General features: G+C 63.8%; 17 protein-coding genes. 9 read left to right on the top strand and 8 right to left on the bottom strand.

Annotated features, from left to right (window positions below; genetic code table 11):
- Positions 1-3: 3 nt before the first annotated feature.
- Entirely contained in the window at positions 4-1,260 is a 1,257-nt protein-coding gene (locus D3250_RS08815; RefSeq protein WP_119902949.1) for a flavin monoamine oxidase family protein, read from the bottom strand.
- Between the two features lie 127 nt (positions 1,261-1,387).
- Here D3250_RS08815 and D3250_RS08810 point away from each other — a divergent pair, with 127 nt between their 5' ends.
- Genes D3250_RS08810 through D3250_RS08790 form a run of 5 tightly spaced genes read left to right on the top strand, consistent with a single transcriptional unit; the run spans position 1,388 to position 5,482 of the window.
- Complete coding sequence (locus D3250_RS08810; protein ID WP_119902948.1) at positions 1,388-1,852, top strand: DUF3817 domain-containing protein; 465 nt, start codon at positions 1,388-1,390, stop codon at positions 1,850-1,852.
- Positions 1,852-2,628, top strand: coding sequence for a CDP-alcohol phosphatidyltransferase family protein (locus tag D3250_RS08805; RefSeq protein ID WP_158583116.1), 777 nt, complete (start codon positions 1,852-1,854; stop codon positions 2,626-2,628). The genes D3250_RS08810 and D3250_RS08805 overlap by 1 nt, the downstream gene beginning before the upstream one ends.
- Positions 2,628-3,689, top strand: a complete 1,062-nt coding sequence (locus D3250_RS08800) for a glycosyltransferase family 4 protein (RefSeq protein WP_119902946.1) — start codon at positions 2,628-2,630, stop codon at positions 3,687-3,689. The genes D3250_RS08805 and D3250_RS08800 overlap by 1 nt, the downstream gene beginning before the upstream one ends.
- On the top strand, positions 3,644-4,519 hold the full coding sequence (locus D3250_RS08795) for a class I SAM-dependent methyltransferase (protein WP_147383513.1): 876 nt from the start codon (positions 3,644-3,646) through the stop codon (positions 4,517-4,519). The genes D3250_RS08800 and D3250_RS08795 overlap by 46 nt, the downstream gene beginning before the upstream one ends.
- A gap of 45 nt (positions 4,520-4,564) precedes the next feature.
- Complete coding sequence (locus tag D3250_RS08790) at positions 4,565-5,482, top strand: lysylphosphatidylglycerol synthase domain-containing protein (protein ID WP_158583115.1); 918 nt, start codon at positions 4,565-4,567, stop codon at positions 5,480-5,482.
- Here the strand turns inward: D3250_RS08790 and D3250_RS08785 are convergent.
- The 4 genes from D3250_RS08785 to D3250_RS08770 form a co-directional block, all read right to left on the bottom strand.
- Positions 5,403-6,038, bottom strand: coding sequence for a class I SAM-dependent methyltransferase (locus D3250_RS08785; RefSeq protein ID WP_119902943.1), 636 nt, complete (start codon positions 6,036-6,038; stop codon positions 5,403-5,405). The genes D3250_RS08790 and D3250_RS08785 overlap by 80 nt on opposite strands.
- A gap of 10 nt (positions 6,039-6,048) precedes the next feature.
- Positions 6,049-6,552, bottom strand: a complete 504-nt coding sequence (locus D3250_RS08780) for a mycothiol transferase (protein WP_119902942.1) — start codon at positions 6,550-6,552, stop codon at positions 6,049-6,051.
- Positions 6,553-6,595: 43 nt separating this feature from the next.
- Positions 6,596-7,489: an endonuclease/exonuclease/phosphatase family protein gene (locus D3250_RS08775; RefSeq protein WP_225973239.1), complete on the bottom strand. Its 894-nt coding sequence runs from the start codon at positions 7,487-7,489 to the stop codon at positions 6,596-6,598.
- A gap of 80 nt (positions 7,490-7,569) precedes the next feature.
- Positions 7,570-8,145, bottom strand: coding sequence for a protein-L-isoaspartate O-methyltransferase family protein (locus D3250_RS08770; RefSeq protein WP_119902941.1), 576 nt, complete (start codon positions 8,143-8,145; stop codon positions 7,570-7,572).
- Between the two features lie 190 nt (positions 8,146-8,335).
- On the opposite strand from D3250_RS08770, the gene D3250_RS08765 reads away from it, so the two are divergent.
- Positions 8,336-9,109, top strand: a complete 774-nt coding sequence (locus D3250_RS08765; protein ID WP_192892592.1) for a YqjF family protein — start codon at positions 8,336-8,338, stop codon at positions 9,107-9,109.
- On the opposite strand, the gene heR is transcribed toward D3250_RS08765, so the two are convergent.
- Positions 9,099-9,872: a heliorhodopsin HeR gene (heR, locus tag D3250_RS08760; RefSeq protein ID WP_119902940.1), complete on the bottom strand. Its 774-nt coding sequence runs from the start codon at positions 9,870-9,872 to the stop codon at positions 9,099-9,101. The genes D3250_RS08765 and heR overlap by 11 nt on opposite strands.
- A 144-nt stretch (positions 9,873-10,016) precedes the next feature.
- Between heR and D3250_RS08755 the strand changes: the two genes are divergently transcribed.
- From D3250_RS08755 to D3250_RS08745, 3 genes are read left to right on the top strand one after another with little or no spacing between them, the layout of a single operon-like run.
- Positions 10,017-10,709: a histidine phosphatase family protein gene (locus tag D3250_RS08755; RefSeq protein WP_119902939.1), complete on the top strand. Its 693-nt coding sequence runs from the start codon at positions 10,017-10,019 to the stop codon at positions 10,707-10,709.
- A gap of 24 nt (positions 10,710-10,733) precedes the next feature.
- Entirely contained in the window at positions 10,734-11,288 is a 555-nt protein-coding gene (locus tag D3250_RS08750; protein ID WP_119902938.1) for a DUF3090 domain-containing protein, read from the top strand.
- Complete coding sequence (locus D3250_RS08745) at positions 11,288-12,055, top strand: SCO1664 family protein (RefSeq protein ID WP_119902937.1); 768 nt, start codon at positions 11,288-11,290, stop codon at positions 12,053-12,055. The genes D3250_RS08750 and D3250_RS08745 overlap by 1 nt, the downstream gene beginning before the upstream one ends.
- A gap of 12 nt (positions 12,056-12,067) precedes the next feature.
- On the opposite strand, the gene D3250_RS08740 is transcribed toward D3250_RS08745, so the two are convergent.
- Together D3250_RS08740 and D3250_RS08735 are read right to left on the bottom strand one after the other, a co-directional pair.
- Complete coding sequence (locus tag D3250_RS08740) at positions 12,068-12,508, bottom strand: YtoQ family protein (protein WP_119902936.1); 441 nt, start codon at positions 12,506-12,508, stop codon at positions 12,068-12,070.
- 133 nt (positions 12,509-12,641) lie between these two features.
- The gene (locus D3250_RS08735) at positions 12,642-13,295 is read right to left on the bottom strand and encodes an SDR family NAD(P)-dependent oxidoreductase (protein ID WP_119902935.1); all 654 of its coding nucleotides are present in this window, start codon (positions 13,293-13,295) and stop codon (positions 12,642-12,644) included.
- Positions 13,296-13,409: the final 114 nt, after the last annotated feature.

The following is a 13,409-nucleotide window of genomic DNA, read 5'->3' as shown; positions in this document are numbered from 1 at the left end:
AGGCTAGGAGGCAAGAAGTTCGGCTGCGGCAAGAGCTGCTCGGTCGCCAGAGACCAACGCCCCCTGGATCGAGCCGGTGTGGCGGTGGTCCCCGGCAACCAGCGTGTGTTCGCCGACCCACTGCGCGCGGCGGTCCACCAGCGGGGGCGGCTGCGCCGGGAGCGCGTGGGGAACCACATGGTGAGTAATCAGCTCCCAGTCCTGCGTGGGCGTCCGGTACAGGCGCTCCAAATCACGACGGACCACCGCCTCCTCAGCGAGACCATCCGGCCGATCCAGAAGTGTGGTGGCTTGCACCAAGTGCTCCCCTGGTGGCGCGTAGGATGGCGCGACCTCGGTGATGGCGGCTGTGTTCCAGACTGGCCCCGCCGGGCCGCCCCCATCTCGGGCGGCGTCGAGCACCAGAAAACGGCCTGTTCGCGGAGCTTCGGTGGCGCGGAACCACCAGGTGGTCAGACCGTTGGTTTCGGGAGAGGGTTCATCGGTCAGATCGGCGAGATGCTGAGGGTCTACGGCCACCACGGCCAGACGTGCACGCAGGACCCCATGCTCAGTGGTGACCCGCACTCCACCCGATGTCTCCTCGACCCTCAGAGCTGGCGTGTTGAGCAGGACTGGATCCGCGAGCGACGCGGCCATCTGCTCAGGCAGCGCTTGCATGCCCTTCTGCGGCAGCCCGGGCACACCGAGCGCGAACCAGCGCACCAAGAGCCGGACGTAGTTTGCGGACTTCCCGCCGGAACTGTCCGCAAGGACTCCTGCCAAGAAGGTGTCGAGCACGTCGCGGCGCAGCCGGCCGGTCAACCCAGTCTGGTCCAGTGACGCACTGAGAGTCTGGTCCTCTGCGGCACGCCACGCGCTGGCTGCCCTGAGCATTGTGGGACCGATCCAGCGCACCAGTGCGCGGACATCGGAGGCCGGAACATGCTTGCTGTTCAGAGTTGAAAGTGCAAGCCCAGGGTGACGGAGCGGATGCGCCACAATAGACGTTCCCTCAGCGGTGTTCACCGCCGCCCCCACCCCGAACTTCTGCAGCTTCAGGCCGGGCACGTTGATCCAGTCGCGGACCGCCGGGTAGGCCGGGTTGAGCACCTGGAAGCCTCGGTCACAGCGGAAGCCGTTGATGTGGTCAGTGCGCACTCGGCCGCCAACTGCATCCTCGGCTTCCAGAACGGACACGCTGTGTCCGTTACGCTGCAGGCGGCGAGCGCACTGCAAGCCTGCTAGTCCAGCTCCGATCACAATGACGTCAGTGTCCATGGGGCTTCCCTTACGGTGGTGTGTGGGCCAGTCTACGGTGCCCAAGCCGGCCGGTAGACTGGGATGCCGTCAGAGGATCGGTGGATCCTGCCTGCCCTGCCACACTATGAAGGAGTGTTCGCCACTGATGAGTCCTCACCTGCTTTTCCGCGTGATGGCAATCGCCGAGGCAGTGTCATGGACTCTCCTGCTGGGCGGGATCGTCCTGCGCGCCACAGCGGACCTGGACATTGCGGTCACTATAGGGGGCGGCATCCACGGGTTCGTTTTTCTGGCCTATGCCGTGACCTCAGTGTTGGTAGCGAAGAACCAGCGGATGCACCGATGGCCTGCCGCAGTGGCGATCATCAGCGCCATCATTCCCTATGCAACCATTCCGGCCGACATGTGGCTGACCCGCACCGGGCGGCTCTCCGGTGAGTGGAGACGCGCCCCTACCGGTGATCATCATGATCAGATATGGCACGACAGACTCTTCAGGGTGGTGTTGAGGCACCCGGTGTTCAGTTGCTTTGTTCTGCTTGGAGGGGTCTCTGTGGCGTTCCTTTCACTGTTGGCTTTGGGCTCACCCCTCGACAGACTCCCGGACTGATGAGCCGCGGACCTTCTGCAGCTGCCTCAGCTGCCGAGGGCCGAGCCCCCACCGGCCGGCTCGATGCGGTGGTGACTCTCGCCGGTGCGGTCGGCGGAGCGTCTTTGTTGATTGCTCTCTTCCCTTCTGGGGCCCTGGTGAGTGGGATGAGTGTGGCGGCGTCGTTGGTGGTCCCGGTCATTGCCGGGTGGTCAGTCCTTCGCCGTCGCCCCCGGATGATCACCTCCGCCGACCGAGTCACGCTGGTGCGGGTAGCCTTGATCGGCGTGCTTACCGCCGCCCTGGTGCTGACAATCGCCGGGGCGCTCCCCTTACGAACCTGGACTGTGCTGGTTGTGGCGACATTGGCGACCGCCCTGGATGCCGTGGACGGATGGGTAGCCAGACGAGCGGACCGGGGCACCGCGGCCGGAGCCCGGCTGGACAGTGAGACTGACGCGGCGGCCCTTCTGGTGCTGTCAGCACTCTTGGCGCTGACTGTGGGCTGGTGGGTGCTGCTGATCGGCATGATGCGGTACTTGTTCGTTCTCGGGTCTGTCATCAGACGACCCTGGCGCCAGACTCTGCCCTACAGCGGATTCCGCAGGGTGGTGGCAGCCGTTCAAGCCACGGTGGTGGTGGTGGGCTTGGGCCCCGTAGTGCCAGTGTCACTGGCTGCAATGTTTGCTGGGAGCGCTTTGGCGGCCTTGCTGTGCTCCTTTGGCCGTGACATTCTGCTGCTGGAACAGACCCACCGCTCTGCAGGGTCTGGTCGAGACCACGAGTCGGAGTCCTGATGATTACCGCAGGTGACCGGGCTTTCGTAGTGCCGGCGGACCTCCCCGGCCCCAGCGGAGGCTTGACCTACAACAGACGTGTGCTGCAGACCTGGCGCTCCCAAGGGCTGGCCGTCACCGAGGAGCCTGTCTCTGGAGCCTGGCCTTCCCCCGACGAGCCGGCACGCCAGGAATTGGCCCATACCCTGCACCGCTACCGTTCCGTGCTGGTCGATGGGATTATTGCCTCGGCTGCGCCTGAGGAGATTGCTCAGGCGCAGGCCGCGGGGGTGGAGGTATCAGTGCTGATGCATCTACCCCTCCCTGCCGAGACCGGTCTCGACGCCGCACAGCAGCGCCGGGTGACCGCCAGAGAGCGCCGAGCCCTGGAGCACGCAGCACAGGTGGTCTGCACAAGTGAATGGGCACGCCGTGATGTGGCCGAACGCTATGGTGCGCTCCCACTTGCCGTGGCAGCTCCCGGGTGCGATGCCGCACCGCTGGCCTGCGGCTCCGCACCTCCTCACATACTGTTCTTGGGATCAGTCTCCGAGAGAAAGAACCCGCTGCTGCTGCTGCGCGCCCTGGAACCTCTGCAGAGTCTGGACTGGAGTCTGACGATCGGAGGGCCGCGGGGCGCCGACCGGCGGTATGCGGAAGCGGTCGCTTCAGCTGCTCATCAGTTTGCTGACCGAATCTCACTTCCTGGTCCTCTCGCCGGGAAATCCTTGGAACAGGTGTGGGATCGCACGGATCTCTTGGTGCTGCCGTCGTTGGCGGAGACCTACGGGATGGTAGTCACCGAGGCGCTGGCACGTGGAATCCCGGCAGTGGTGGGTGCAGGGACGGGAGCTCAAGAGGCTCTGACGGGAGCTCGGGACCCACTCCGAACGGATCCCACGGCCCTGCCCGGCGCAGCGGTGGATCCCTCCGATGAGACTGCTTGGACCGCAGTGTTGGAAGAATGGCTGGGCAATGAAGCTCTGCGGAGACACTGGCGCACCAACGCTGTGGCGGACCGGGATAGACTCCGACCATGGAGCGAGACCGCGAAGAATCTCAGCACAGCACTCCGGTGGTGAACCGTCCCGTGGCCGCCGACTGGTTGGGCCTGCGCCGTAGCGCCGACCACCGGGCGCGGCAGAACACCGCACCGGCAATACAACGAATCAGCTCCTGGGCGCGCGCCGGCCTGGGGGTTGGGCAAGCCGCCCTGATCATCGATCTGGGGGCTGGGACAGGGTCGAACCAAGCCTGGTTGGCACCTCGCCTGACAGTGCCCCAGAGGTGGCTTCTTGTGGACCACGACGCACAGCTGCTCGAGGTGAGCGCCGCCACCGATGCCGAGCAGGTAGTGGGCACCGATCGGATGGTTGGCTCGGTGGATCAGCTTCCAGAGTTGGTCGGCTCAGAAACTCCGACATTGGTGACCTGCGCTGCACTGCTGGATCTGCTCAGCCCTCGAGAAGCATCGCTCATCGCGCAGACGATTGCTGCCTCGCACACTGCAGCCCTGCTGAGCCTGACGGTCACCGGGGATGTCTCCTTTGCCCCTGAGGATTCACTGGATCACACGATTGCTGCCGCATTCGACGCCCACCAGCGCCGTGAAGACTTATTGGGGCCCGACGCCGCGGAGACTGTGGCCGCAATGCTGCGCGACCACGGTGCGTACGTAGAGGTGGTCCCGACGGATTGGGTACTGGACGCCTCACAGCCAGAGTTGGTGGCACGGTACCTGACCGACCGTGCCCAAGCCGCCGTGGAGCAGAATCCCGCACTTCGTGACGCGGCCGAGGAGTGGGTGCGGCGCCGGACCGAACAGTTGGACCGTGGTGAACTGACTGTGCGAGTAGGTCACCTCGACGTGGTCTGCGTGCCGGAGACTGCGGCTGCTGACTCTGCAGGCTGAACGGTGAGCACCCCTGCCCAACCAGGTGCAGGGCGGGCACCGGGCTTGCCTTGGCGAACTATCGCGGTAGGGGCTGGCCAGATCATTGTCACCGGATCACTTCTGACGGTCATTGCAGTCTTATGGGGCCCGGAGAGTTTCACCTCCGCACTGCATGGCCTCCCATGGTGGTCCTTCCTGGCAGCAGGCGCGCTGGGCGGTTTGGGAGTGCTGATGCAGGCCCTGCGGTGGCGGATCGTCGCCCGGCATCATGCCATCAATGTGCGACTCGGAGCGGCGGTCGCTCGCTGTTGGCAGGCTGCCTTTCTCAACAGTGTCCTCCCCGGGGGGCTGGCAGGTGACGCCTTGCGGGCGGTAGATGACAGCACGGATGCCTCAGTGACCACGCGTCGTGGGGCCCTAGCCAGCGGGTTCGCCTCTGTGGCTGCCGAGCGGCTGGTCGGCACCGCAGTGGTGTTCACCGCCGGCGGGCTGGTGCTGCTGCCGCTGGCGCCACTGGCGGGACTGGGTTGCCTGGGTGCGGCAATTGTCGCTGCACTCGTTGCCGGCCGGTGGCTGCGCCGCCTGCCCGCATCGGAGATTGTGCAGGTCGTGCTGCTCTCAATACTGGGTTGGATATGTTTCGCCACTCTTTTCATGCTCTGCGTGACGGTGCTGGTTCCGACCGCTCCCGCGGCAGTACTGCCCAGCTCTGCGGCCGTTGCGCTGGCCGGCATGTCAGTTCCGGTGGGTGTGGGTGGATGGGGGATACGGGAGATGGCCTCCGCTTGGAGCTTCACTCTCAGCGGACTCTCCGCCGCTGAGGGGGTCAGGGTGGCGGTGGGCTACGGAGTACTGGCCTTAGCATCTGCTATACCGGGTGCTGTCATTGCCTCGCTGCGGGTCATACCGCGCGTGCGTCGGGCCCGCCGTTTCGCCGCAAGACAGAGACCGCAAAATCGGCGTCAGCGTCCCACAGCTTGAGATCCCACGTGGCGAACCGGTGCTCAACACGCATACCCGATGCAGTCACAAACCCATCGAAATCCGCCAACGACAAGTGCCGGTCCGTGTGAAAGCCCACGAGGACGAAGCCGCCGGACCGCATACAGGCATTCATCCGACGCAGAACCTCGCTCTCGGTCCCGGGCGCCAGGAACACCATGACATTGCCCGCCAGAATCGCGGCGTCGAAGGGTTCGTCCGCTCCGATGGCAGACAGTTCCAGTTCGGCCAGGTTTCTCACAGAGTACTTCGGCCCTGGATGATCCTCCTCGGCGGCAGCGATCAGTAGCGGGTCGGCATCGACCCCATAGACAGTGTGACCTCGTTCGTGAAGCGCTCCGGAAAGCCGCCCAGGGCCGCACCCAGCGTCAAGGATGCGTGCCCGCCGCGGAACCATGGCATCAACAAGTCGCGCCTCACCGGCGAGGTCCTCTCCCTGAGCAGCCATCGTTCGGAAGCGGTCGATGTACCACTGAGAGTGACCGTGCTTGGTCTCAGTCACCCAGCGCGTGGGCTGGGACCTCGGATGTGTCATGAGCTCCACTCTACGAGGAGCTCGACGACGCCATATTAGCCCCGTCATCCGCCTCATCTGAGAGCACTACATCGCGGGTGATCTCCGCCTGGCCCAGGTGCTGACACAGCTCCTCCAACACGTGAAGAAGCACGCCCGCACAGGAAGCAGTCCAGAAGTCGTTCCACCCCGGTGGGAGAAAGACGGGAGCGGCGTCGAGGTCCGTTCTTTCGATATCGGTCAGAAACGCAGCCCGCGCCTCAGCGGCGAGCGTCAACACCTCAGCCACCGGCATCACTACCTCGAACTCAGCCTCACGGTCACGCGGCACCTCAACGCCGAGGTTCACGGTGGATGACCAGCGGCGCAACATCCCGCAGCAGTGCGTCACCAGCTGCACCACTGAGTTGCTGCCCCGGGTCGAGGTAGTGGTATTGGCGGCGTCGTCATCCAGCTGGGCGGCAAGATCCACCAGTTCATCAAACTTGTGGAGGATGAACTCCACCAAGACGCTTCTGATTCCCGATCCGACCATCCTCGCTCCTACCCTCCCACCGTGCGTCCGCGCTCAGAATAGCTCAAGGACCCCGCAGCCCTGGCCACGCCTCAGCGAGACGCATCACCGCCTGGACCGGCAGGTGGTCGGATGCCCAACCGCCTGCATAACGTTCAGCGTTGACCGCTGCGCTTGCGACTTGGAAAGACGGCGAGGCTAGGATCCAGTCGACGCGACGGCTGCTCGCCTGAGGCGGAGCGTAATTGGCGAACGTGTCCCACTGCCTGCTGCGGTGGCGACCCGCCACCGTCCACGTCTCCTCAAGCATGCCACGGTGCTGCAGCTCTCGCATCGCCGCACTGTCCGCCCCCGCGTTGAGATCTCCGGTGACAATCGCCGGCAGCGAAGAGTCGGTGACGGTCTTGCGGAGCATCCGCGCTGCCATCAGCCGTGCTCTTTCGGACAAGTGATCGAGGTGTGTATTGATGATCAGGAAGCATAGACCGGTGGCCCGGTCCCGGAAGGAGGCTGTCACCATGATCCTGGGGTAGATGCTCCCCCAGGATCTCGAACCTGGCGTGTTCGGCCGTCTGGACAGTGCGGTCTGCTCCCAATCGAGCATCTCCAGGCGTTCGGCGTCATAGATGATCGGTGTCCCCTCCCCGCGTCCTGCTGCGCTTCTGCCGCGGCCAGTGACCCGGTAGCCGTCCCCCAAAGACGCCTGAGCGAAGAAGGCCTGATCAGCGAGCGCTTCCTGCACCCCCAGCACCGTGGGTCTCTCTGTAGTGAGAAGACCCTGCAGGCGCGGAGCGCGTTCAGACCAACGGTCGGCCGACCGCAGAGCGGGGAACCTGCTGCGACGGCGAATATTCCATGACATTACGTGCAGATCCGGTGCACTGACGGGCCCCACCAACCGAGCCGGGACGGCGGGCTCATCGTTGGAGGACCCGCGGCGAACGGAGCGCTTCTTCATGGTGGGACTGTACTTCACTGGCAGCTTTGGACGCCGTGCTTGGGTGGGTGGGTACCCTGTGCGGGACTGTGAGGTCCTGCTCAGCGAAGCGGAACAAAAGTATAGGGGCCGTGCCGGGTGACGCTGACGTCGTCTGGACGCTTTAAGATCCGCAGCAGTTCGCCGCGAACTGGGATCACCATGACGCCGTTCAACTCGAGCTGATCAACTAAGGCCTGGGGGATGTCATCGGCTTCCGCGGAGACAAGGATGCGGTGGAACGGAGCGTCCTCTTGCGCCCCGAGACTTCCCTTCACGGCCTGTCGCACCTGGATCCATGGCATACCGTACGGTGCAAGTGCTTTGGTGGCTCGCTGGACCAGCTCCGGGACCAGTTCCACCCCGATTACTCGACCCTGTCTGCCCACCAGGTGTCCGAGGATGCCGGTCGACCACCCGGATCCCGCCCCCACGTCGAGCACCTTGTGCCCGGGCTGCACATCCAGAAGCCGCAGCATGGCTTTCACTGTTCGAGGTTGAGAGTTGGTCTGAGCAAAACCGATAGGCAGGGCCTGATCCACCTCAGCGAGGTAGCGGACGTCTTCGGGCAGGAAGTCCGCGCGCAGAACGGCCTCCATCGCTTCTTCGATGACGTCTGGCCGATGTTTACGCCTCATAGTTCCATGGTGCCCTGCTTGCCTCAACGTTCGGTGATTATCCACTCTTCGACTCGCTTTGTTTCCCCGTGCAGACGCACATGGAGCACTTGCGCCGTATCCTGGAGAAGTCCAGCAGTGAGATTCTCGAGTACCCGAAAGCGGTTGTGTGAAAATTCTTCGTTGGCGTTCTGCGGCGCGGCGCTCACTGGTGCCCGCACCGAGCGAATTCGCGCGGGCGTCGAATGAAGCTCCCCCACTCGGCAGCTCCCCCATCCTCCAACAACGCTGGAGCGACGTGGTGTTCTTGCACTGGAGAGTCCATCCCAACGCCGTCGAACCGTATATGCCCCCCGGCTGCTCTCCTGACGTGATGAACGGAAGTTCTTGGATAGGGCTCATCGGTTTTCAGATGTCGGAGAGTTCGTTCTTCGGCAGCCCCAGCATCCCCTGGTTGGGAAACTTCCCAGAAGTCAACGTTCGGCTGTATTCCATTGACGAACGAGGCCAGCGGGGTGTCGTGTTCCGCAGCCTTGAGGCCTCTCACCTAATACCTGTGCTGATGGCGCGTGCAGCCTTCGGGCTGAGATACCAGTGGGCCTCGATGAAGTTGGAGAAGCGAGGCGGTGACGTCGCCTACCTCACAAGACGCCATGGCCAAGCCCATGCGCGCTCGCACTTCATTGTTCGAACCCAGGAGAGTCCAGCAGAGAGTGCGGAGATCGCCGCCGATCCGCTCTCCAATTTCCTGACGGCACGGTGGGGTTTTCACGAGGTCCATCGCGGGCGCACTATCTACTGTCGGAACCATCACGAACCCTGGCCGCTTCAGCGCGCTGAACTGCTCCACCTTGAGGACGGACTCTTGGCTGCCGCTGGCTTCTCCGGCGTCACCGAGCGCGCCCCCGACTCGGTTCTGTACTCCCCTGCGGTGACCACCGTCTTCACCTCACCGCAGCGTCTCGACAGCCCGCTCAACCAGTGAGCGTGCCGCCGAAGATCTGCCATGCCAGTGCAGACTTCGCGGTGAGACTGAGAGTGATGTAAAGCCGCTCCCCCAGCAGGTAGTCACGGAACCGGCCAACCGGGCGGTACTGAAGCCACTGCACCAGGGCGAACACGTTGAAGAACAGGAACAGCGAAACGATGATCGCGTAAACAAAACCTGGCGGTTCGGCCCCCGTGGTGGAGCCCGGGGCGACGGTGTAGATCACCACTCCGACCCAAGGCACAACCCCGGCGATGCACCCGAACACGAATGGGAGCCACCCCCCGTCGCCTGGCTGGTGGTAGCGCTCCTGCAGCCAGCCGAACAGAATCATGGAGGCGTTGACGCCGAAGAGCGCCAACAGCGCCACCACATCGGAGATGCCGACCAGCTGGGCGATGATGACGATCATCAGCGAGCTGGAGAGTGCGTACTCCACCCAGCGAAAGTAGTTGTGGCTCCGCGCCAGTCCCGCTCGGTAGCGGCCGAAGAATGGTGGCGAGGCAACAATGACGTGGAACAGCGCGGACAGGACCAGGAACGCCGCGATCGCCAGTGGGATCGGCACGTCCCACAGCGTGACGGCCTCGCCCGGAGGGGTGCCGGGCGGGCCCGCGAGGTAACTGGCGGTGACCGGTAGGGTGAAATCGGTCGCGAGCAGCACCACCGCGAGGGCTTGGACCGCGTGAACGACCGCGGCAAGAATGTTGTACCGGCGCAGGGCCGCGTAGCGGCTGGCGTCGAGTTTCGTCGGACTCATGCTGCTCCTTAATAGGTGCCCACCTCCAGTAAGCCTAATACCTCCGCGAACCCGGCACACGGGAGAGTTCGAGCCCCGATTGGTAAGACGAGACGCGTGGCAGAGCATTCACACCACCGTCCCCGGGGTAGTTAGGCTGGTGTGATGGCGACAGTCATTCTCGTGCGGCACGGTCGCACCACAGCAAATGCCGCTGGGCTCCTGACCGGTAGGACCGTCGGCGTCAGCCTGGACCAGATCGGGCGTGACCAAGCGGCTCGAACCGGAGACCGGCTCGCGGCCGTTCCCCTGGTCGCGGTGGTGTCGAGCCCCCTGGAGCGTTGTCAGCAGACCGCCCAACACATCCTCGACCGCCAGGCAGGCACGCCATACGCGCCGGTGGATCTCGATCTCACTGAATGCGACTACGGCCAGTGGCAAGGCCGTCCGCTTACCGATCTCGCGACTGAGGAGTTGTGGCCATTGGTGCAGTCGCAACCCTCGGCCGTCGTCTTTCCCGACGGTGAATCTATGGCCGCGATGCAGGCCCGCTCTGTGGCCGCGATTCGACGCCACGATGCAGCCTTCGAGGCCGAACACGGGCCTGAGGCCGTGTGGGTTGCGGTCAGCCATGGTGACATCATTAAGTCAATACTCGCCGACGCGCTCGGCATGCACCTTGACCTGTTCCAGCGCATCAATGTGGGCCCCGCGTCCATATCGATCGTGGGCTACGGCGCTGGTCGGCCGAGCGTGCACGCGACCAACACTGACGCAGGGGATCTTTCATGGCTGTCGAAGGGCATCCAATTCGGCGATGCCCCGGTGGGTGGAGGCGCGGGACACAAGGCGCAGTGAACCAGATGCGCCTAGAATATTAATATGCCTACACGGGTTCACGAGTTTGACTGGCCTGATCGGGTCGTCATTGGCACCATTGGTCTTCCGGGTGCGCGCACGTTCTACCTTCAGGTGCGCTCAGGGAAACAGCTGGTGAGCATCGCCCTCGAGAAGCAGCAGTCGGCTCAGCTCGCGGAGAAGATCGACGACATCCTCGACCAGCTGCGCACCGTCAAGGGCAACCCCTTCAGCGTTCCCACGAGCACTCCGGTGGAACTTGTCGACAATGAGCAGCTCGAAACCGTCCAGGAGCATTTTCGCACTGGCGCCATGAGCCTAGGCTGGGACCCCACCACGGCTCAGGTCGTCATAGAGGCTTACCCCATTACTGATGCGGATGTCGATGACAACCATGACTCGCATGATTCGGACAGCGGTCATGAAACCGAGATGTTGCTGGTGCGAATGCCGGTAGGCACTGCTCGTGCATTCGCCAAGCGCACCCATGAGATCGTGAGTGCCGGGCGCCCGGCGTGCCCGCTCTGCGGTTACCCCGTGGACGCCGACGGGCATATCTGCGCCACTCCCGAGGACTGATGTCGGCAACGGAGCTAGTGACCGCCGAACTGACGCTCACCGGCCGCCTCAGGACAGCCTCTAACGCGACATTTCTGGGCAGCATCGGCGACGTGCTCGTCGTCTATAAGCCGATAGCCGGCGAAACTCCGCTGTGGGACTTTCCCAGCGGCACCCTGGCGCACCGGGAGGTGGCCGCGTACCTCGTCTCGCAGACCCTCGGCTGGGGAGTGGTACCGCACACTTGGCTGCGCGACGGCCCCTTGGGCGAAGGAATGGTTCAGCTCTGGCAGGAGCAAGACCCCGAGCAGAGCGCCGTCAACTTGGTCGCCACCGACCACGTGCCGAAGTCGGGCTGGAAGAGCGTTCTCGAGGGACAAGACGAACAGGGACGGATGGTCACCCTCGTTCACGAAGACTCGCCGACGCTCCGGCGAATGGCCGTGTTCGACCTAGTCGTGAACAATGCCGACCGCAAAGGCGACCATGTTCTTGCAATGACGGACGGCCACCGGTACGGCGTGGACCATGGGCTCACCTTCCACCGTGACCACAAGCTGCGCACGGTACTTTGGGGATGGATAGGAGAAGCTCTGACCACTGAGGAGCGCGAGGGCATCGAGCGAGTCAGTGAAGGACTGCTTGGTGACCTGGGCCGAAACCTGGCGGACTTGCTCACCACCGAAGAAATCGACTCGATCGCTGCTCGCTGCGCTAAGGTGCGCTTGGCAGGGCGGTTTCCCGCTCCCGCTGGCGAGATGTCAGCGGTACCCTGGCCACTGTTCTGAGGGAGCGCAGGCTCACTCCTTCAGGACGTACCGCAGGGTCTCCACCACCTGATCGGTAGTCGTGCACCAGGCCTGGGCTTCGGCGTCAACTTCCTTGAGCGGATGAACGATGTTTGCCTCGTGAAGAGTCACATAGGGCTTGCCCAGGGCGGCGCAGTAGCCGGCATCGAAGGCGGCGTTCCACTGCTTGTACTTGTCCCCAAAGCGCACCACCACCAGATCGCTCTGTTCGATCAGGGTGCGCGTGCGAATGGCATTGACCTTGGCGGACTGGTGATCACGCCAGAAATGGCTTCCGGTCTCGCCAAGATGGTCGCCGGCGGCATCGCTCGCGGGGTGGTCGGTCACGGGCGCAGTGAACACCACATCCAACCCGGCGGCTTCCGCGCCACGCTGGATTTCCTCACGCCAGTCGGTATGAATCTCGCCGGAAAGATAGACAGAGAAACTCATGACTCAAGGCTCCTTTATCGGGTGTGGTCCAATCTGGTCTGCTTCCTCATTGACCACCCTAGTAGAAGGCCAGCTCGCACTCTGGAGTCGTGCCTTGCGCATTCAACACTCTGTGTCATCATCTCAGTCGCAACTAGAAGGCGGTGCTGGGCAGGTCCTTCTCGCCATCGACGATCGCAGTGACGATTCGCGCTGCAACGAGGTCTGGATCCAGTGACGCTCCGAATCGCGGCGCTGATCCGGCGATCGGGTGCTCAGACAGCGAGGTGCCGGTATGACCAGGGCGGGCATCCACGAGTCGAATGCCCGCGCGACGATACTCGCGCGCCGCTGCGACGACGAAGGCCGCAAGCCCCGCTTTGGACGCGGAGTATGCTGCCAGTCCGGCGACCGGTGTCTCCGCGACAACGCCGCTCAGTGTTAACACGAAGGGCTCCCGGCCGGCTTGTGCCGAGGCTGCGAGGTAGGGCTGGCTCTGGGTGATGAGCTGGATCGCACTGGTCGTGTTCACGGCGAACAGTTCGTCCACCGTGGCGGGATCGATCTCGGAGGCGGCGCCGAAGGCAACGACCCCGGACGCAATCACTACCCCATCGAGACTTCCGTGCTGCGCATTCGTGGCCTCCAGCACCTCCCGAATCACAGAAGGTTCACGTAGGTCGTGCCCAGCAGACTTAGACGACCGGGCAACAATGGCGCCGTCACGCTCCAGCTGATCGGCGATCCGCGAGCCGAGTCCGCCTGTGGCGCCGACTACCAGAACAACCGCACCCTGGGGATTCGTCATGGGTATACCTTAAATTACGTGCCACAGGTCGCCTAGCCCGAGTCGGTTCGGTGAGGTGGGACGACTGCGGCATTCCCGGAAACTCATTGAGCTACACGTTGAACTTGAAGTCCA

Source organism: Nesterenkonia natronophila, from assembly GCF_003595215.1.
GTDB classification, from domain to species: Bacteria; Actinomycetota; Actinomycetes; order Actinomycetales; family Micrococcaceae; genus Nesterenkonia; species Nesterenkonia natronophila.
The sequence above is the reverse complement of the archived record's forward strand: the minus strand, read 5'-3'. Positions and strand labels throughout refer to the sequence as shown.